Here is an 18,183-nt window from a genome sequence, read left to right as displayed (position 1 = left end):
CAGTGTGCCTCGCACGCACGACCTTCACCGCCCGGGCTCGCGTCTACCGGCCCACCGCGCCGGCGACCGCGAGGTTGAGCGGCAGCACGGTGACCACCGGCTGGCCGATGCCGGCACCGCCGGTGTGCCGGGCGACCAGCTCCCGGACCCGCTGCTCGGGCAGCCCGGTGTTGCGCGCCACCCTGGGCACCTGCAGCTCGGCGTAGGCCGGGCTGATGGCGGGGTCCACACCGGACGCGGAGGCGGTGACCGCGTCGGCGGGCACCGCGCCGGGAGCGACGCCCTCCCGCGCGGCGACCAGCTCCTTGCGCTCGCGCACGGCGGCCACGAGCTCGGGATTGAACGCCGACTGGTTGCTGCCGCCGCTGGCCGCGGGCCCGCCGACCGACGGCCGGGTGTGGAACCACGGGTCGGCGGTCGGTGGGCCGGTGAACACTGGGTCGACGCCGATCAGTGCGGAGCCGGCCGGCCGCCCTTCGTGGACGATCAGCGAGCCCTCCGCCGAGTGCCGCAGGCCGGGCAGCCGGGACACCGCCCACACGCCGAGCGGGTAGCAGACGCCGAGCAGGACGGTGAGGACCAACAGGACCCGCAGGCCGGCCCTGGTTTGCCGGAGCAGTGCTTTCAGAGGTGGTGCGCTCATGGTCATCCGATTCCGGGAACGAGCCGGACCAGCAGGTCGATCAGCCAGATCGCGAGGAACGGCGTCACGACCCCACCGAGTCCGTAGACCAGCAGGTTGCGGCGCAGCAGGGCGGCGGCGGTGCTCGGCCGGTACCGCACTCCGCGCAGGGCGAGCGGGATCAGCGCCACGATGACCAGCGCGTTGAAGATCACCGCGGAGAGGATGGCCGACTGCGGCGTGGCCAGCCGCATGACGTTCAGCGTGGACAGCTGCGGGTGGATGCCGGCGAACATCGCCGGCAGGATCGCGAAGTACTTCGCGAGGTCGTTGGCGATGCTGAACGTGGTCAGCGCGCCGCGGGTGATCAGCAGCTGCTTGCCGACCGCCACGATCTCGATCAGCTTCGTCGGGTCGGAGTCGAGGTCGACCATGTTGCCGGCCTCCTTGGCCGCCGACGTCCCGGTGTTCATCGCCACCCCGACGTCGGCCGCGGCCAGCGCGGGCGCGTCGTTGGTGCCGTCCCCGGTCATCGCGACCAGCCGGCCGCCCTCCTGCTCGCGTCGGATCAGCGCGAGCTTGTCCTCCGGGGTGGCCTCGGCGAGGACGTCGTCCACCCCGGCCTCCTCGGCGATGGCCCGCGCGGTCAGCGGGTTGTCCCCGGTGATCATCACCGTGCGGATGCCCATGGCGCGCAGCTCGGCGAACCGCTCCCGCATCCCCGGCTTGACCACGTCGGACAGCCGGACCACGCCGCGCACCACCGCGGCGCCGGTGCCGCGCTCGGCGACCACCAGCGGGGTGGCGCCCTGCCGGGCCACCTCGTCGGCGATCCGCTCGACCTCGTCCGGCAGCGTGCCACCGGAGTCGGCCACCCACGCCCGCACGGCGGCCAGCGCGCCCTTGCGCACCTGCCGGTCTCCGGCGTCGGCGCCGCTCATCCGGGTCCGCGCGGTGAACGGCACCGGCAGCACGACCTCGGCGGTCCGCCCGCCGAGGTCGAACTCGCCGGCACACAGCTCGACGATGCTGCGCCCCTCCGGGGTCTCGTCGGCGAGGCTGGCGAGGTGCGCGGCCCCGGCCAACTCCGTGATCGTCGAGCCGGTCACCGGGACCAGCTCGGTGGCCCTGCGGTTGCCGTGGGTGATGGTGCCGGTCTTGTCCAGCAGCAGGGTCGACACGTCGCCGGCGGCCTCCACCGCCCGGCCCGAGCCGGCCAGCACGTTGCGCCGGACCAGCCGGTCCATCCCGGCGATCCCGATGGCCGACAGCAACGCGCCGATCGTGGTCGGGATCAGGCACACTAGCAGCGCGGTGAGCACGATCACCGACTGGGTGCTGCCGGAGTAGGCGGCCATCGGCTGCAGCGCGAGCACGGCCAGCAGGAAGATGATCGTCAGCGTGGACAGCAGGATGGTCAGCGCGATCTCGTTCGGCGTCTTCTGCCGGCTCGCGCCCTCCACCAGCCCGATCATCCTGTCCACGAAGGACTCGCCGGGCCTGCTGGTGATCCGCACGACGATCCGGTCGGACAGCACGGTGGTGCCGCCGGTGACCGCGCACCGGTCGCCGCCGGACTCGCGGACCACGGGGGCCGACTCGCCGGTGACGGCCGACTCGTCGACCGTGGCGATGCCCTCGACGACGTCACCGTCGCCGGGGATCACCTCGCCGGCCGACACCACCACGAGGTCGCCGATTCGCAGCCGCGCGCCGGGCACGGTCTCCTCGGTGCCCTCCGCGGTCAGCCGGCGGGCCACGGTCTCCCGCTTCGCCCTGCGCAGCGTCTCCGCCCGCGCCCTGCCCCTGCCCTCGGCGACCGCCTCGGCCACGTTGGCGAACAGGACCGTGCACCACAGCCACACCGCCACCAGGACGCTGAACACGCTCGGCTGGGCGACCGCGAAGGCGGTCACCAGCGCCGAGCCCACCCACACCACGAACAGGACCGGGTTGGCCAGCTGGTGGCGCGGGTGGAGCTTGCGCAGCGCCGCCGGCAGCGCGGCGAGCAGCTGGCGCGGGCCGAACCCGCTGGCCCCGCCGCGGGAGGGGTGCTCGGCGGGCTCGGTGGGCTCCGGCGTGGCGCAGCCCGGTTCCTCCCTCAGCAGCGTCATCAGGCGAGTGCCTCCGCGATCGGGCCCAACGCGAGGGCTGGGACGAATGTCAAAGCCGCGACGCCGGCGACCGTGCCGGCGAGCAGCGCGCCGAACAGCGGGCTCGTCGTCGGCAGGGTGCCGGAGGTCTGCGGGACCCTCCGCTGCGCGGCCAGCGAGCCGGCCAGGCACAGCACGGCCAGGATCGGCACGAACCGGCCGAGCAGCATCACCACGCCCAGCGACGCCTGAAACCAGTCGTTGGTCACGGTGAGCCCGCCGAACGCGCTGCCGTTGTTGTTGCCGGCCGAGGCGTAGGCGTAGAGCACCTCGGAAAGGCCGTGCGGGCCGGAGTTGGTCAGCGCGGCGGCCAGCTCGCCGCGCCGCAGCAGGGTCGCCCCGGTGCCGAGCAGCACCAGCGCCGGCATCGCCAGCATGGCGACCGCGGCGCAGGTCACCTCCCGCCGGCCGAGCTTCTTGCCCAGGTACTCCGGCGTCCTGCCGACCATCAGCCCGGCGAGGAACATCGCGACGACGGCCAGCACGAGAATGCCGTACAGTCCCGCGCCGACCCCGCCGGGCGTCACCTCGCCGAACAGCATGTTCAGCAGCGGCACGCCGCCGCCGAGCCCGCTGAAGCTGTCGTGCCACGAGTTCACCGCGCCGGTGGACGTGCCGGTGGTGCTGGTGGCGAACAGCGCGGAGGTGCCGAGGCCGAAGCGGGCCTCCTTGCCCTCCGTGCTCGCGCCGGCCAGCAGCGCGGCGGGACCGTTGGGGTGGGTCTCGGCCCACCAGGCGACGGTGAGCATGAGCCCCCAGATCGCGCCCATCACCGACAGCAGCACGTAACCCTGCCGCGCGTTGCCGACCATCCTGCCGAACGCCCTGGTCAGCGAGACCGGGATGACCAGCAGCAGGAAGATCTCGATCAGGTTGGTCCACACGTTCGGGTTCTCGAAGGGGTGGGACGAGTTGGCGTTGAAGATCCCGCCGCCGTTGGTGCCCAACTCCTTGACGGCCTCCTGGCTGGCCGCCGGAGCCAGCGCGATCGTGCTGCTCGTACCGTCCACGTTGGACACGTCGACGCCACCGGACAGGCTCTGCACCACGCCCAGCGCGACGAGCACGATCGCGACGACGAACGAGATCGGCAGCAGCACGCGGACGACCCCGCGGGTCAGGTCGACCCAGAAGTTGCCCAGTCGGTCGGTGCGGGCCCGGACGAAGCCGCGGACCAGCACGACCGCGACGGCCATCCCGACCGCGGCCGAGACGAAGTTCTGCACGGTGAGACCGGCCATCTGCACGGTGTGCCCGAGGACCTCCTCGCCGGAGTAGGACTGCCAGTTCGTGTTGGTCACGAAGCTGACCGCCGTGTTGAACGCCATGCCCGGCGGCACCGCACCGCGCCCGAAGTCCAGTGGCAACAACGGTTGCAGCCGCTGCAGCAGGTACAGCAGCGCGACGGAGACGAACGAGAAGCCGAGCACACCCATCGCGTAGGTCGTCCAGCGCTGCTCGGAGTCCGGGTTCACCCGGAACGCCCGGTACAGCACCCGCTCGACCTTCCAGTGCCGTGGGGTGGTGTAGACGTGCGCGAGGTAGTCGCCGAACGGCCGGTGGACCGTGGCGAGCGCAGCGAGAAGGAGGCCGACCTGGATCAGGCCGGCCGTCAGATCGGTCATCAGTGGTTCTCCCCCAACGAAATCTCCCCCGGTGGGCCGGAGCGCATCAGAACCGCTCCGGCCGGATCAGCGCGACGACGAGGTAGCCGATCAGCCCCAGCGCCAGCACGGCGCCGACGACGTTGGCGACGGTTCCGGTCGCCATGCCGGTTGTCATGTCGGTTGTCACAGCCTGGCCAGTCCGCGCAGGGTCAGCGCGAGCGTCAGAAACACACCGATCACGAGGACGGCGTAGAGCACATCGGCCACGTCGACGAACACCTTTCCGCTGAGTTGGACACTCGGGTAGTGGCGACCGGTCTCGTATCACCCGTTCGGGAGAGCCCGGCCGACCACGAGCGTGCGCCCGCGACCCTGCGTCACTCGCCTCGACTGACGTCCCCTTGACGGGGTCGCCCGCCAGGTTTACGTGTTCTTGATGCCCCGTGAAACGGGCCACATGCGGGGCGAACATCGGGCGGAGTGGGCAATCCGGGCAGCCAAGCCGGCCGGTTCGCGTTACAAAGAGATCGTCAATAGTTGTATATGCCAAATAACTGGGAGGTAGCGCGGATGTGCGGAATCACCGGCTGGGTTTCCTTCGACTCCGACCTCACCGGGCGGCGCGCGATCGTCGAGGAGATGACCGCGACGATGGCCTGCCGGGGCCCGGACGACAGCGGCGTCCGGCTGGACACCCACGCCGCGCTCGGCCACCGACGGCTGGCGGTGATCGACCTGCCCGGCGGACGCCAGCCGATGACCGCCGACACTCCGCGCGGACCGGTGACACTGGTGTACAGCGGGGAGACGTACAACTACACCGAACTCCGCGAGGAGCTGCGCGGGCGCGGGCACCGCTTCACCACCGAGAGCGACACCGAGGTGGTGCTGCGCGGCTACCTGGAGTGGGGTGAGCGGGTGGCCGACCGGTTGGGCGGCATGTACGCGTTCGCCGTGTGGGACGCGCCCGAGCGGCGACTGGTGCTGGTCCGCGACCGGATGGGGATCAAACCGCTCTACGTCTACCCGACCCGGGACGGTGTGCTCTTCGGCTCCGAGCCCAAGGCGATCCTGGCCAACCCGCTGGCCGAGAAGGCGGTGGACGCCAACGGGCTGCGCGAGCTGGTCGCGTTCACCAAGGCGCCGGGCTGGTCGCTGTGGAAGGGGATGCGCGAGGTCGAGCCGGGCACGATCGTCACCGTGGACGTCGAGGGGCTGCGCGAGCGGACGTACTGGCGGCTCCCGGCCACCCCGCACACCGACGACCGAGAGACCACGGTGGAGCGGGTGCGCGAGTTGCTCACCGACATCGTGCGTCGGCAGCTGGTGGCCGACGTGCCGCGGTGCGTGCTGCTCTCCGGCGGCCTGGACTCCAGCGCCATCACCGGGCTGGCCGCGGCCCACCTGGCCGAGCGGGGCGAGCGGCCGCGCACGTTCGCGGTGGACTTCCTCGGGCAGGAGGAGAACTTCCGGCCGGACGAGATGCGCGACACGCCGGACGCGCCCTTCATCCGGGACGTGGCCACGACGGTCGGCTCGGCACACCGCGACGTGGTGCTGGACCCGCGGGACATCTCCGACCCGGAGGTGCGCAGGGCGGTGGTGGCCGCGCGGGACATCCCGGCCGGGCTCGGCGACCTGGACACCTCGCTGTACCTGCTGTTCAAGGCCATCCGGGCGGAGTCGACGGTCGCGCTGTCCGGCGAGTCGGCCGACGAGGTGTTCGGCGGCTACCGGTGGTTCTTCGACGACGCGGCGGTGGCCGCGGAGACCTTCCCGTGGCTGGCGTTCACCAACGCCGTCACCGACGACCGCGACGCCGCGCTCCGGCCGGACGTGCGGGCACTGCTGGACATCGACGCCTACACCGCGGACCAGTACGCCACCGCCGTCGCGGCCGTGGAGCACGTGCCGGGCGCCGACGAACGGGAGCGGCGGATGCGGATCATCTGCCACCTGCACCTGACCCGGTTCGTGCGGATGCTGCTGGACCGCAAGGACCGGACCTCGATGGCCGTGGGGCTGGAGGTGCGGGTGCCGTTCTGCGACCACCGGCTCGTCGAGTACGTGTACAACACGCCGTGGGCGCTCAAGACGTTCGACGGCCGGGAGAAGAGCCTGCTGCGGCACGCCACCGGGCACGTGCTGCCGCGGTCGGTGTTCGAGCGGGTGAAGAGCCCGTACCCGTCGACGCAGGACCCCGGGTACGCGGTGGCGCTGCAGCAGCAGGCCAAGGAGGTGCTCGCCGAGCCGGCCCACGACGTGTTCACCCTGGTGGACCGCGACTGGCTCACCGAGGCCACTCAGACCGACGCGGCCACCATGCCGGGCGCGGTACGTCAGGGCATCGACCGGGTGCTGGATCTCTACCACTGGTTCGACATCTACCGGCCCCGCGTCCAGCTCGACTGACAGACGCGAGCCCGAGGTGGCCTTCGGTACCGCGGATGTCCCAAGGCCACCTCGGGCTCGCACAACCTCCTCACTCTTCTGACTGATTCGTCGCGGCTAATGTTGATTCCAAGCGTAAGTAGTGTCGCGGCGGGTATATGCTCGGATCGATCGCACAGAAGAGGAGCGAGTGGATGGGCGGCAGGCCGGACCCCGAGGTCCCCAACGCGGAGCTGCTGGTCAGCTACACCCGACTGCTCGACCTCGTCCGCACGGGCGCTGCCGAGACCCGGCCGGCGTTGAGCCTGCGCACCGGGCTCGGTCGCACCGCCATCACCCAACGCACCAGCACCCTGCTGGACGCCGGCCTCCTCGAGGAGGGCGACCTCAACCCGTCCACCGGCGGCCGGCAGGCCCGCACGCTGCGGTTCCGCAAGGACGCCGGCCGGATCCTCACCGCCGAACTCGGCGCCACCGGGTTCATGGCCGGCATCACCGACCTGATGGGCACCGTCCTCACCCTGCGCACCCGCGACGGCGACATCGCGCGCGGCCCGGAGCCGGTGCTGGCCGAGGTCGAGGCCACCCTCGACGAGCTGATCGCCGAGACCGGCACCATGGCGGCCGACATCTGGGGCGTCGGCCTCGGCCTGCCCGGTCCGGTGGAGTTCGCCACCGGCCGCCCCTCCGAGCCGCCGATCATGCCCGGTTGGAACAACCACCCCGTGCGCGACCGCCTCGCCGCGCGCTACTCGGCGCCGGTCTGGGTCGACAACGAGGTGAACCTGCTCTGCCTCGGCGAGCTGCGCACCCCGGGCCTCCCGCTCGGCGGCGACCTGCTCTACATCAAGATCGGCACCGGCATCGGCGCCGGCATCAGCAACAACGGCCGGCTGCACCGCGGCGCCCAGGGCTGCGCCGGCGACATCGGGCACGCCGCGGTGTCCGACGACAGCACGGTCGTCTGCCGGTGCGGCAAGACCGGCTGCCTGGAGGCGCTCGCCGGCGGCGCGGCACTGTCCAGGGACGGCGCGGAGCTGGCCCGCTCGGGGGAGAGCTCGGCGCTGGCCGCGGTGCTGGCCGAGCGGGGCACGGTCACCGGCGAGGACGTCACCGACGCCGCCCGCTCCGGCGACCACCACGCCGTGCAGTTGCTGATGCGGGCCGGCCGCCGGATCGGCACCATGCTGGCTACCATGGTCAACTTCTACAACCCGTCGACCATCCTGCTCGGCGGCAAGGTCGCGGACGCCGGCGATCTCTTCCTGGCCGCCATCCGAGAGACCATCTACCGCCGATCGCTGCCGCTGTCGACCCGTGAGCTGCGCATCGACCGGGCCCGGCTCGGCGAGGAGGGCGGGCTGGTCGGCGCCGCGTTCATGGTGCTCGACGAGCTGTTCTCGGCGCACCACTTCGCGCGGTGGCTACCCGCCGGCTCGCCGGCCGGCATGCCGGAGCTGCCGAGCACCAACGGCCACGTCCCCGTCGGCTGAGCCCCGGCGGGCGGCACGACCGATCCTCAGAGTCCGCCGATCCTGAGAGTCCAGTATGAACCTTGTCCCGCCGGGCACATCGCCACCGGGCCGTGCGTTGTACAGGGTAAGACGCACAGTTCCACCACCTACCGAGGTGAGCCGAGATGACCACAGCCTTCAGCCCCGCCTTCGGCCGGCCCACGCAGCTCCCGGCGCTGCCGACCATGCCGGAGGGCTGGCCGATCGGCTCCTACGACACCTACGAGAGCGCGCAGCGCGCGGTCGACCACCTCGCCGACAACGAGTTCCCGGTCCAGGACGTGACGATCGTGGGCGTCGAGCCGCTGGTCGTCGAGCGGGTCTCCGCCCGGCTGACCTGGGGCAAGGTGTTGACCAGCGGCGCACTCTCCGGCGCCTGGTTCGGCCTGTTCGTCGGCCTGCTGCTGACCCTGTTCACCCCCGGCGCCGGGATGTTCCCGCTGCTCATCGGCCTGCTCACCGGTGTCGCGTTCGGACTCGCGTTCTCCGCGATGAACTACGCCGCCACCCGCGGCCGGCGGGACTTCGTGTCACGCAGCCAGCTGGTCGCGCGCCGCTACGACGTGCTCTGCCTGCCGCGCAACGCCGAGGCCGGCCGCGACATGCTCGCCCGGCTCGCGATGAGCGCGCCCGAGCGTCGATGACCCGGGGGAGCGAGCGGCCCCCGACACCACTCGCTCCCCCGGTCTGCCGGGTCGAGCGGTTCACTTGCCCGCCGGCGGCTTGGGGACGGCCACGGTGAACGGCACCTCGTCCACTTCCCTGCAGTACGGGCGGTAGCCGTTGTACCCGTTGCGGTTGCCCTGGTCGTCGAGAGCGCCGTGGTCGAGGTACGGCCGGGGGAACCGGTTGTCCTCGCCCTGTGGCACCTGGCCGCCCCCGACCGGGTCGCAGCCGTAGCGCGGCAGGAGGATGGGGCGGCCGTCCTGGTCGTAGAGGTAGACGTCGGTGAGCGGCTTGCCCTCGGCGTCGAAGAGGTAGACGTTCTCGACCGGCTGCCCGCGGTAAAGCAGGCCGTTGTCGACGTAGCCGGCGGTGGCGTACCGGTCGGTGTAGAGATCGGCCCGGTCCACCGCCTCGACGAGGTGGCCGGCCATGCCGGCGAGCGCGCCGAGCGCGAACGCCGACACCGGCAGGCTGATCCAGAGCAGCTTGCGATCCTTTGTGGACTTCGGACCGAGCCACAGCATCGCCACCCCGACCACGAGGAACACCGGCAGCACGAGCAGGGTGATGCTCTTGACCAGCAGCAGCACGGCGAGCACCACCAGCGCCAGCGCGCACAGCAGCCACCACGCGGGAACCAGGGACCGCAGGTACCCGACCACCCCGCGGTCGTCGGCGGAGGCGAGCGAGCGGGCCCACCGGATCTCCGGTAGCGACTCGACCGGCCGGAGTCCGTGCCGCAGCACGTACGCCCCGCTCGCGATGATCACGGGCGCCAGCACGAACAACGCCAGCAGGTGGTCGTCGGTGAGCTCGAGCGCGATCAGGTATCCGGCCGCGGCGGTCCCCACCAGCGCGAACGCGAAGCTCCACACCACCAGCCTCGGCAGCGAGCGGCCGGCCGCTCGACGTTCGGGCGCGTCGGGCGCCGGGTAGTCGCCGGCCGCGCGCAGCTCGGCGGCGTAGCTCTCCGGGGCGCCCAGCCGCTCGACGAGTTGGTCGAGCCGGGCGTTCTCGCCCAGCTCGGCGCCGATCTCGGCCAGGTGCGGCCGGACGTCGTCGACGATCTCCTCGACCTCGGCGTCCGGCAGGTCGGACAGGGCGGTCCGCATCCGGGCGAGGTAGTCCCGCACGGCGGCCGGCGTCTGCGAACTCATGCTGTGTCTCCCAACAGGCTGTCCAGGGTCTTCGCGAAGGTGCGCCAGGTTCCGGTGGCCTCCGCGAGCCGCTGGCGGCCTCGCTCGTTCAGGCTGTAGTACTTGCGGTGCGGCCCTTCCTCGCTGGGCACGACGTAGGACGTGAGCAGGCCCGCCTTGTAGAGCCGGCGCAGCGTTCCGTACACGGACGCGTCCCCCACCTCGTCCAACCCGGCCTGTCTGAGCCGGCGGAGCACGTCGTAGCCGTAGCCGTCGTGCTCGCGGAGCACGGCCAGCACCGCGAGATCGAGCACGCCCTTGAGCAGCTGACTGATTTCCACGGGTCCTCCAGTTCGGCACCGGAGACTACCATGCAATGCGCAGTACTGTGCAACACTCACACCCCTCCACCACAGGATGGCCGGCGAGTACCCCAGCCACGTCGGGTGCCGCACCCGGATCACGGCCCTCGGCCCGAACGGGCAACCCCTTTGCCCCGTGCCGGCGGGGGACAAGTCCTAACGGGCGAACCGGGTGCGGGGTCTCGGCTGGCAGCGGGGGCAGGAGAACGACGAGCGGTTCATGAAGGGGTCCCGGCGGATGGGCGTGCCGCAGCGTCGGCACGGCCGGTCCACCTGGCCGTACACCGCCAGCGAGCGGTCGAAGTATCCGGACTGCCCGTTGACGTTCACGTACAACGTGTCGAACGACGTGCCACCGGCGGCCAACGCCTCCGCCATCACCTCCGCCGCCGCCGCCAGCACCGCCCGACCCTGCGCTACGCTCAGCCGCTCGGTCGGCCGCGCCCAGTGCAGCCGCGCCCGCCACAACGCCTCGTCCGCGTAGATGTTGCCCACCCCGGACACCAGGGTCTGATCCAGCAGCGCCCGCTTCAGTTCGGTGCGCCGGGCCCGCATCGCCCGCACGACCCGGTCCAGGTCGAACGCCGGGTCCATGGGATCACGCGCGATGTGCGCGATCGGCGCCGGGACGGTGTCGCCGTCCACCTCGACCAGCTCCCCCAACGCCAGCCCGCCGAACGTGCGCTGGTCGACGAACCGCAGCTCCGGGCCCTCGTCGGCGAAGCGCATCCGCACCCGCAGGTGCTTCTCGTCCGGCACCTCCGGCCGCTGCACCCGCAGCTGACCGCTCATCCCGAGATGCCCGAGCAACGCGCTGCCGTCCGACAGCTCCAACCACAGGTACTTGCCCCGCCGCCGCGCCGCGTCGATCCGCAGGCCGACGAGCCGGGCCGAGAAGTCGGCCGCCCCTGGCACGTGCCGGCGCACCGCCCGCGGATGCCGCACCTCGACCTCGGTGATCGTGCGCCCGGAGACGTGCTCCTGCAGCCCGGCCCGGACCACCTCCACCTCGGGAAGCTCAGGCACCCGGGCTTTCCACCGGCTTGTCGGCGTCCAGCTCGGCGGACAGCGCGCGCCACGCCGCCTCCGCCGCCTTCTGCTCCGCCTCCTTCTTCGTCGTGCCGTCGCCGTGGCCGAGGTCGCGGCCGGCGACCAGCACGATCGCGGTGAACTCCTTGCGGTGGTCGGGTCCGGTGTCCTCGACCTTGTACTCGGGCACACCGAGTCCCGCCGACGCGGTGAGCTCCTGCAGGCTGGTCTTCCAGTCCAGGCCGGCGCCCCGCAGCGGCGCCTCGGTGAGCAACCGGTCGAACAGCCGGTGCACCAGCTCCCGCGCGGTCTCGATGCCGTGCTCCAGGTAGGCGGCCCCGATCACGGCCTCCAGGCCGTCGGCGAGGATGCTCGCCTTGTCCCGGCCACCGGTGAGCTCCTCCCCCTTGCCGAGCAGCAGGTGCGCGCCGAGCCCGCCCTCACCGAGGCCGCGGGCGACGCCGGCGAGCGCGTGCATGTTGACCACGCTGGCCCGCAGCTTCGCCAGCTGCCCCTCCGGAAGCTCCGGGTGACCACGGTAGAGATGGTCGGTGACGACCAGGCCGAGCACCGCGTCGCCGAGGAACTCCAGCCGCTCGTTCGGCGGCAGGCCCCCGTTCTCGTAGGCGTACGAGCGGTGGGTCAGCGCGAGCCGCAGCAGCTCGGGGTCGAGGTCGACCCCGAGCGCGCGGAGCAATGGGGAAGGATCGGCGGCCGGACCGCCGACGGGTGTCTTACCCCCCATGTCGGGTCGGCCCTCAGGCGGGCTCGACGACCTGGCGACCGGCGTACTGACCGCAGTTCGGGCACGCCACGTGCTGCGGCTTCGGCTGCCGGCACGCGCGGTTCGAGCACGGCACCAGGTGCACCGGGCTCGCCTTCCACTGGGCGCGGCGCGAGCGGGTGTTGGAACGCGACATCTTCCGCTTCGGGACGGCCACGACTGGTTCTCCTCATCAGGGTCTGCTCGCGGGCGCGAGCGTTACTCGTCCGCCTGGTCGCCGGGCTGGCTCACCCAAGCGTTGCCTTACTCAAGCGTTGTCGTCGGCACCGCTCGCCGGCGTCTCGTCGTTCGCGAGACGCTCGACCAACGCGGCCCACCGGGGATCTATGGTCTCATGCCCGTGGTCGGGCTCGAGATCGGCCCACTTCACGCCGCACCCCGCGCACAGCCCACGGCAGTCCGCCGAGCACAGCGGTACCAGCGGCAGGGCGAGCACCATCGCGTCGCGGACCACCGGCTGGAGGTCGATCAGGTCGTCGACCAGCCGGCTGACCTCGTCCTCCTCGGTCGTGGCCTCGGTGGTGGAGTCGGGGTAGGCGAACAGCTCGGTGAGGTCGACCGTGAGCTCGCCCTCGATCGGGTCGAGGCAGCGGGAGCACTGGCCGGCGGTGCGCGTCGTGGCCGTGCCGGTCACCAGCACGCCCTCGACGACCGACTCCAGCAGCAGGTCGAGCTCGATCTCCACGCCGGAGGGCACGGTGATCACGTCGGGCACCCCGAGCGTCACGTCGACGGCGGCCGTCCGCCGGAGGGTACGGCTCAACCCCGCGCGCCGGCCCAGCTCGCGGGTGTCGACGATCCACGGACTGCGGACGTCGAGTCGGTCTGTGGTGAACTTGTCTTCGGACATCGGTCTCTCTACCAAGGAGGCCGAAAGTAGCCAACCCACGGTGGCGGCCTGAACTGGCGACACCGCCTACTTTCGGTCGGATTGGTATCTACTGGCACTGTAACGCGCGGATGGACACGGATATGCCCGGGCGGGGGCAACCGTTCCAGGGTACGCGAACCTCACGGCTGGAAGTCGTAGACCGGTGTCCTGGCGTTGTTCACCGACGCGGGGCCGCGCAGGTGGTTACGGCCGGAGTCGACGGTGCGCAGGGTGGTGGCCAGCAGCTCGGCGAACTCGGCCAGCTTGCCGTCGACGTAGGCGTCGCAGTCGGCGCGTTGCCGATCCGCCTCGGCGTGCGCCTCGTCCACGATCCGCGCCGACTCCGCGTGCGCGGCCTGCACCACCTCGGTCTGCGACACCAGCCTGGCCTGCTCGGCGCGGCCCTCGTCGACGGCGCGGTCGTAGGCGTCCCGGCCGGCCTGGATCATCCGCTCCGACTCGACCCGAGCCCGCTCGGTCAGGTTCTGGTACTCGGCCTGCCCCGCCGCCACCGCGCGGTCGGCCTCGGCGTGCGCGTCGGCCACCAGCTGCTCGGCCCTGGCCCGCGCCTCGGCGACCATCCGCTCCGCCTCCTCGTTGGCCTCGGCGAGGAGGCGCTCGGCCTCGGCGTTGGCGCCGCCCACCGCGGCCTCGGCCTCGCCGCGCGCGGTGTTGACGATCTCGTCCCGCCGGTCCAGCACGTCCTGCGCGTCGTCGACCTCGCCGGGAAGGGCGTCCCGCACGTCGTCGAGCAGTTCGAGCACGTCCCCGCGGGGCACGACACAGCTCGAGGTCATCGGCACCCCGCGCGCCTCTTCCACGATCGTGACGAGCTCGTCGAGCGCTTCGAACACCCGGTACACGGCAACTCCCTCGTGGCCACACATCCCCTTCGGCTGCCCCTCAGTGTGCCCGCATCGGCGGTCGATCGGGGGAAGGCGCGGCACCGGGCGTGTCCGCCGGTCCACCCGGACCGGCGGACCCACCCGGAGCCGGAGCGGCGCCGGTCAGCGCCGGATCAGCCGCGGATCAGCACGAAGCTGCGGTAGTGGTCGGCGGTGTAGAAGTGCTCGCCACCCGACCCGGTGACGATGCGCCGCGCGCCGCGGTCCGGGCTGCCCGGCGTGGGCACGGTGTACTCCCGGTAGTACCCGGTCTCGCACAGCGGCAGCAGCCGCTCCCGGTTGGCGAACACCGAGCCGTCCTTCTCCGGGTACGGGAACGGTCCGCCGCGCTGGATCAGCCGGTACGTCTCGCCGGCCTCGGCCGGCAGGTCCGCGAGCGGGACGACGCGGAAGCCGGTGGTGTCCCCGCACTCGGCCGCCACGGTGAGCGGGGATGTGGCGGGCGTGGCCGCTGCGGTGGCGGCCTGGCCGGTCCCACCCAGCAGGGTGACCACCACGGCCACCAGGAGCGCGGTCAGGTGACGGAGTGGCTTGGTGTGGTCGACCATGACGGGACGGTAACCCCGCCAGGTGATCATGGAGTGGAAGCCGAGTGAACTTCCCGGTCAGCGAGTTCGCCGACGCCCGGCGCGGGGCCGCTCAGCGGGTGTCGGTCAGTCGGGCGGTGAGGCGCTCGTGGACCAGCGCGGGCACGAGGTGGGAGACATCGCCGCCGTAGGTCGCGACCTCCTTGACCAGGGAGCTGGACAGGAAGCTGTACTCCGGGTTGGTGGACATGAACAACGTCTCCACCCCGGACAGCTGCTGGTTCATCTGCGCCATCTGCAGCTCGTAGTCGAAGTCGCTGACCGCGCGCAGCCCCTTGGCGATGGCGGAGATCCCGTGCTCGCGGCAGTACTCGACGAGCAGGCCGTGCCAGGAGTCCACCCGCACGTTGGGCAGGTTCGCGGTGACCCGGCGGAGCATCTCCATCCGCTCCTCGATGGAGAACAGGCCCTTCTTGCTCTTGTTGATCAGCACCGCCACGACGACCTCGTCGAACAGGCGGGACGCCCGCTCGATGATGTCCACGTGGCCGTTGGTCGCAGGGTCGTAGGAGCCGGGGCACACCGCACGCCGCATGGCGCGGACGCTATCAAGCCGTACCCGAACCCGCGCGCTTTGTGACCAACAGCGCTGTAACGATCAACACCGCGACGGTGTCGGGAGCGGTCACTCGGTGTATTCGGCCCGGAACAGCGCCGTGTCGCCGTAGCGGCGTGCCCGCAGCGCGGTGAACCCGGCGGGCCATTCCGGCTCACCGGTCCGCCGGTCGCGCTCCACCACGACCAGCGCGCCCGCACCGACCCAGCCCCCCGCGGCGAGGTCGGCGAGCACCGCGGTGAGCTGGGCGCCGGCCAGCGCGTACGGCGGGTCGGCCAGCACGACGTCGAACGGCGCCGGCGCCGGCCCGGCCACCACCGCCTCCACCCGGCCCTGCCGCACCGTGCCGCCCAGCCCCAGCGCCGCGACGTTGCCGCGGAGCACCTCCGCCGCGGTCCGGTCGGCCTCGACGAACAGCGCGTCGGCCGCGCCACGGGACAGCGCCTCCAGGCCGAGCGCCCCCGACCCCGCGTACAGGTCGAGCACCCTGGCGCCGGCCAGCTCCCCCGCCGACTCCAGCGCGTTGAACAACGCCTCCCGGACCCGTTCCGACGTCGGCCGGGTGCCCCGGGACGGCACCCGCAGCCGCCGGCCGCCCGCCCTGCCGGCCACGATCCTGGTCACCGCCCCATCTTGGCGCACCACCTCCGACCAGGGCCGCGGGCGTTCGAAGGGCGTCGGTGGGCACTGTGTTCTTCGTCGTGTTTTCGGTCGGTCACGGATGAACCGGAGCGCCGAGTTGCGTATTGTCGTTCTTCCCCTTCCCGGCGATCGAGCTGCTAGGAGCCTGCGTGACGGAACCTCGGGTCAGACGGGCCGAGATCGCCATCGAACAGCGCCACGTGGACCGGGTCTACACCCGCCTCGCGGAGCTGCGCGCGCAGGCCGAGGCGATGCGCTCCAAGGGATACGAGATCGGGCACGGCGCGCAGCGCGAGGCCGTGTTCGAGCAGGCGTCGATGCTCTTCGAGCGCGACATGATGGTCTTCCACGCCAACCAGACCCTGCAGACCCTGGACGCGGAGTACGAGGGCCTCGTGTTCGGCCGGCTCGACCTCGTCGACCAGGACGGTGCCGGCTCCGACGGCACGGGACCCGACGGCCGGGAGCCGGTGTACGTGGGCCGGCTGGGCATCCGGGACGCCGACTTCGACAACCTGGTCACCGACTGGCGCGCGCCCGCGGCCGCCGCGTTCTACCAGGCCACCGCCGAGGAGCCGATGGACGTCGTGCGCCGCAGGGTGATCCGCTGCTCCGGGCAGGCGGTGCTGGACGTCGACGACGACGTGCTGATGCCCGACGCGGTGCCGGAGGACATGCGGGTGGTCGGCGAGGGCGCGCTGCTGGCCGCGCTCGGCCGCGCCCGCGGCGAGAAGATGCGCGACATCGTCGCCACCATCCAGCGCGAGCAGGACGAGGTGATCCGCGCGCCGTGGCGGGGCGTGACCGAGATCACCGGCGGACCCGGCACCGGCAAGACCGCCGTCGCGCTGCACCGGGCCGCGTTCCTGCTCTACCGGCACCGCCGGCAGCTCGGCCGCGCGGGCGTGCTGGTGATCGGCCCCTCCGGGGTGTTCACCAACTACATCTCCCGGGTGCTGCCGTCCATGGGTGAGACCAATGTGGAGCTGCGCGCGCTCGGCCAGGTGCTGGACGGCGTCGAGGCGACCCGGCAGGACCCGGCGCCGCTGGCCGCGATCAAGGGCTCGCTGCGGATGCGCAAGGTGCTGGCGAGGGTGCTGCGGGACACGCCGCCGGACGCGCCCACCGAGATGCGCATCGTCTACCGCGGCGAGGTGCTCCGGCTGGGCGCCAAGGAGCTGGAGCGGGTGCGGCGCAGGGTGCACACCCAGGGCGGCCCGCCGAACCGCTCGCGGGTGCGCGCGGCCGAGACGCTGCTGGAGGCGCTGGCCGACAAGGCCGAGGAGTACGCCGAGGCCGACGGCCGCTCGATGGACCGGGCGGAGCTGATCACCGAGCTGGGTGAGCGGATCGACTTCCACCGGTTCCTGGTGGTGTGGTGGCCGGTGCTGTACCCGGCGGAGGTGCTCGGCTGGCTCGGCGACGAGCGGCGGCTGGCCAGGGCGGCCAAGCAGGTGCTCGACCCGACCGAGGTTCGGCTGCTCGCCTCGTCGATGGTCGACCGGTCGAAGGGCTGGTCGGTGGCCGACGTCGCGCTGCTGGACGAGCTGCGGGTGCTGCTCGGACCGCCGCCGAAACGGCGCCGACGCGGGCGGATCGAGCTGGACGCGGCGCCGGTGCGGGACCGCGACGGCGCCGGGCGGCCGGCCCGCCCGGAGCACTACGACGAGTACTCGCACATCGTGGTGGACGAGGCGCAGGACATCTCCCCCATGCAGTGGCGGATGGTCGGCCGGCGGGGCCGCTACGCGAGCTGGACCGTGGTGGGCGACCCGGTGCAGAGCTCGTGGCCGGACCCGGCGGAGGCCGCGCTGGCCAGGGACGCGGCGTTCGGCGCCCGCACCGCGCGCCGGCGGTACACGCTGCGCACGAACTACCGGAACTCGGCGGAGATCTTCGACCTGGCCGCGCGGGTGGTCGCCGGGCACGCCGAGGCCGACGAGCTGCCGAACGCGGTGCGCACCACGGGCGTCGAGCCGCGGATCGAGCCGATCGACCCGGCGTCGGCGGCCGACGCCGTGCGGGCGGCCGTGGGAGAGATGCTGGGCGCCGTCGAGGGGACGGTCGGGGTGATCTGTGCGATGTCCAGGATCGGCCAGGTCGAGCGGTGGCTGTCCGGGCAGGCCGACGAGCGGCTGAAGGTGGTCGGCAGCCTCGACGCCAAGGGCCTGGAGTACGACGGCGTGGTGCTGGTGGAGCCGACCGAGCTGATCGAGGAGTCACTGACCGGGCGCAGGGTGCTCTACGTGGCGCTCACCCGCGCCACCCAACGCCTCACCGTCCTCGCCTCCACCCCCGACTGGCTCCCCTGACCACGAGATCTACGTCCGGGACCTCGAGTTCCACCCTCGCGACGCG

At 72.2% G+C, this 18,183-nt stretch carries 18 protein-coding genes; 4 read left to right on the top strand and 14 right to left on the bottom strand.

What is annotated here, in order from left to right:
* Window positions 1-43: 43 nt before the first annotated feature.
* Genes BM051_RS00205 through kdpF form a run of 4 tightly spaced genes read right to left on the bottom strand, consistent with a single transcriptional unit; the run spans window position 44 to window position 4,545 of the window.
* Window positions 44-628 (bottom strand): potassium-transporting ATPase subunit C, encoded by a 585-nt coding sequence (locus tag BM051_RS00205; protein WP_092528297.1) that lies wholly within the window; start codon window positions 626-628, stop codon window positions 44-46.
* A 17-nt stretch (window positions 629-645) separates the two neighbouring features.
* Complete coding sequence (gene kdpB, locus BM051_RS00200) at window positions 646-2,736, bottom strand: potassium-transporting ATPase subunit KdpB (protein WP_092526074.1); 2,091 nt, start codon at window positions 2,734-2,736, stop codon at window positions 646-648.
* On the bottom strand, window positions 2,736-4,400 hold the full coding sequence (kdpA, locus tag BM051_RS00195) for a potassium-transporting ATPase subunit KdpA (RefSeq protein ID WP_092526071.1): 1,665 nt from the start codon (window positions 4,398-4,400) through the stop codon (window positions 2,736-2,738). The genes kdpB and kdpA overlap by 1 nt, the downstream gene beginning before the upstream one ends.
* A gap of 46 nt (window positions 4,401-4,446) precedes the next feature.
* Window positions 4,447-4,545 (bottom strand): K(+)-transporting ATPase subunit F, encoded by a 99-nt coding sequence (gene kdpF, locus BM051_RS28240; protein WP_134045920.1) that lies wholly within the window; start codon window positions 4,543-4,545, stop codon window positions 4,447-4,449.
* Between the two features lie 407 nt (window positions 4,546-4,952).
* Here kdpF and asnB point away from each other — a divergent pair, with 407 nt between their 5' ends.
* The 3 genes from asnB to BM051_RS00175 all read left to right on the top strand — a co-directional run bounded on the left by asnB (window position 4,953) and on the right by BM051_RS00175 (window position 8,931).
* Window positions 4,953-6,794 (top strand): asparagine synthase (glutamine-hydrolyzing), encoded by a 1,842-nt coding sequence (asnB, locus tag BM051_RS00185; protein WP_092526065.1) that lies wholly within the window; start codon window positions 4,953-4,955, stop codon window positions 6,792-6,794.
* Window positions 6,795-6,967: 173 nt separating this feature from the next.
* Entirely contained in the window at window positions 6,968-8,266 is a 1,299-nt protein-coding gene (locus tag BM051_RS00180) for an ROK family protein (protein ID WP_092526062.1), read from the top strand.
* Between the two features lie 146 nt (window positions 8,267-8,412).
* Window positions 8,413-8,931 carry a YflT domain-containing protein gene (locus BM051_RS00175; protein ID WP_092526060.1) on the top strand — a complete coding sequence of 173 codons (519 nt, stop codon included), beginning with the start codon at window positions 8,413-8,415 and terminating at the stop codon, window positions 8,929-8,931.
* 60 nt (window positions 8,932-8,991) lie between these two features.
* Here the strand turns inward: BM051_RS00175 and BM051_RS00170 are convergent, their stop codons facing one another.
* From BM051_RS00170 to rsmD, 10 genes are all read right to left on the bottom strand, one after another.
* On the bottom strand, window positions 8,992-10,110 hold the full coding sequence (locus BM051_RS00170) for a DUF1700 domain-containing protein (protein ID WP_092526057.1): 1,119 nt from the start codon (window positions 10,108-10,110) through the stop codon (window positions 8,992-8,994).
* The gene (locus BM051_RS00165) at window positions 10,107-10,430 is read right to left on the bottom strand and encodes a PadR family transcriptional regulator (RefSeq protein WP_092526054.1); all 324 of its coding nucleotides are present in this window, start codon (window positions 10,428-10,430) and stop codon (window positions 10,107-10,109) included. Before BM051_RS00165 ends, BM051_RS00170 begins: the two co-directional genes overlap by 4 nt.
* 177 nt (window positions 10,431-10,607) lie before the next feature.
* A complete protein-coding gene (gene mutM, locus BM051_RS00160; protein ID WP_092526051.1) occupies window positions 10,608-11,477 on the bottom strand; it encodes a bifunctional DNA-formamidopyrimidine glycosylase/DNA-(apurinic or apyrimidinic site) lyase in 870 nt (289 codons plus the stop codon).
* Window positions 11,470-12,225, bottom strand: coding sequence for a ribonuclease III (gene rnc / locus BM051_RS00155; protein WP_092526048.1), 756 nt, complete (start codon window positions 12,223-12,225; stop codon window positions 11,470-11,472). The genes mutM and rnc overlap by 8 nt, the downstream gene beginning before the upstream one ends.
* A gap of 13 nt (window positions 12,226-12,238) precedes the next feature.
* Window positions 12,239-12,421, bottom strand: coding sequence for a 50S ribosomal protein L32 (rpmF, locus tag BM051_RS00150; RefSeq protein WP_092526045.1), 183 nt, complete (start codon window positions 12,419-12,421; stop codon window positions 12,239-12,241).
* A 90-nt stretch (window positions 12,422-12,511) separates the two neighbouring features.
* Window positions 12,512-13,114, bottom strand: coding sequence for a YceD family protein (locus tag BM051_RS00145; RefSeq protein ID WP_092526042.1), 603 nt, complete (start codon window positions 13,112-13,114; stop codon window positions 12,512-12,514).
* A 161-nt stretch (window positions 13,115-13,275) separates the two neighbouring features.
* Window positions 13,276-13,998 carry a flotillin family protein gene (locus tag BM051_RS00140; RefSeq protein ID WP_092526039.1) on the bottom strand — a complete coding sequence of 241 codons (723 nt, stop codon included), beginning with the start codon at window positions 13,996-13,998 and terminating at the stop codon, window positions 13,276-13,278.
* A 155-nt stretch (window positions 13,999-14,153) separates the two neighbouring features.
* A complete protein-coding gene (locus BM051_RS00135) occupies window positions 14,154-14,588 on the bottom strand; it encodes a guanyl-specific ribonuclease (RefSeq protein ID WP_092526036.1) in 435 nt (144 codons plus the stop codon).
* Window positions 14,589-14,679: 91 nt separating this feature from the next.
* Window positions 14,680-15,162, bottom strand: a complete 483-nt coding sequence (gene coaD, locus BM051_RS00130) for a pantetheine-phosphate adenylyltransferase (RefSeq protein WP_092526033.1) — start codon at window positions 15,160-15,162, stop codon at window positions 14,680-14,682.
* 90 nt (window positions 15,163-15,252) lie between these two features.
* Window positions 15,253-15,807 carry a 16S rRNA (guanine(966)-N(2))-methyltransferase RsmD gene (gene rsmD / locus BM051_RS00125; protein WP_177216869.1) on the bottom strand — a complete coding sequence of 185 codons (555 nt, stop codon included), beginning with the start codon at window positions 15,805-15,807 and terminating at the stop codon, window positions 15,253-15,255.
* Window positions 15,808-15,974: 167 nt separating this feature from the next.
* Here rsmD and BM051_RS00120 point away from each other — a divergent pair, with 167 nt between their 5' ends.
* Window positions 15,975-18,137 (top strand): HelD family protein, encoded by a 2,163-nt coding sequence (locus BM051_RS00120; RefSeq protein ID WP_092526030.1) that lies wholly within the window; start codon window positions 15,975-15,977, stop codon window positions 18,135-18,137.
* Window positions 18,138-18,183: the final 46 nt, after the last annotated feature.

This window comes from Amycolatopsis arida (assembly GCF_900115565.1).
Lineage (GTDB): Bacteria > Actinomycetota > Actinomycetes > Mycobacteriales > Pseudonocardiaceae > Yuhushiella > Yuhushiella arida.
This window is presented reverse-complemented; position numbering and strand designations above follow the sequence as displayed.

Coding starts and splice junctions, on each gene's coding strand:
- BM051_RS00170 (WP_092526057.1), bottom strand. CDS start 10,110: ATGAGTTCGCAGACGCCGGCCGCCGTGCGGGACTACCTCGCCCGGATG.
- BM051_RS00175 (WP_092526060.1), top strand. CDS start 8,413: ATGACCACAGCCTTCAGCCCCGCCTTCGGCCGGCCCACGCAGCTCCCG.
- coaD (WP_092526033.1), bottom strand. CDS start 15,162: ATGCGGCGTGCGGTGTGCCCCGGCTCCTACGACCCTGCGACCAACGGC.
- asnB (WP_092526065.1), top strand. CDS start 4,953: ATGTGCGGAATCACCGGCTGGGTTTCCTTCGACTCCGACCTCACCGGG.
- BM051_RS00145 (WP_092526042.1), bottom strand. CDS start 13,114: ATGTCCGAAGACAAGTTCACCACAGACCGACTCGACGTCCGCAGTCCG.
- kdpB (WP_092526074.1), bottom strand. CDS start 2,736: ATGACGCTGCTGAGGGAGGAACCGGGCTGCGCCACGCCGGAGCCCACC.
- BM051_RS00180 (WP_092526062.1), top strand. CDS start 6,968: ATGGGCGGCAGGCCGGACCCCGAGGTCCCCAACGCGGAGCTGCTGGTC.
- rnc (WP_092526048.1), bottom strand. CDS start 12,225: ATGGGGGGTAAGACACCCGTCGGCGGTCCGGCCGCCGATCCTTCCCCA.
- kdpA (WP_092526071.1), bottom strand. CDS start 4,400: ATGACCGATCTGACGGCCGGCCTGATCCAGGTCGGCCTCCTTCTCGCT.
- kdpF (WP_134045920.1), bottom strand. CDS start 4,545: ATGGCGACCGGAACCGTCGCCAACGTCGTCGGCGCCGTGCTGGCGCTG.
- BM051_RS00135 (WP_092526036.1), bottom strand. CDS start 14,588: ATGGTCGACCACACCAAGCCACTCCGTCACCTGACCGCGCTCCTGGTG.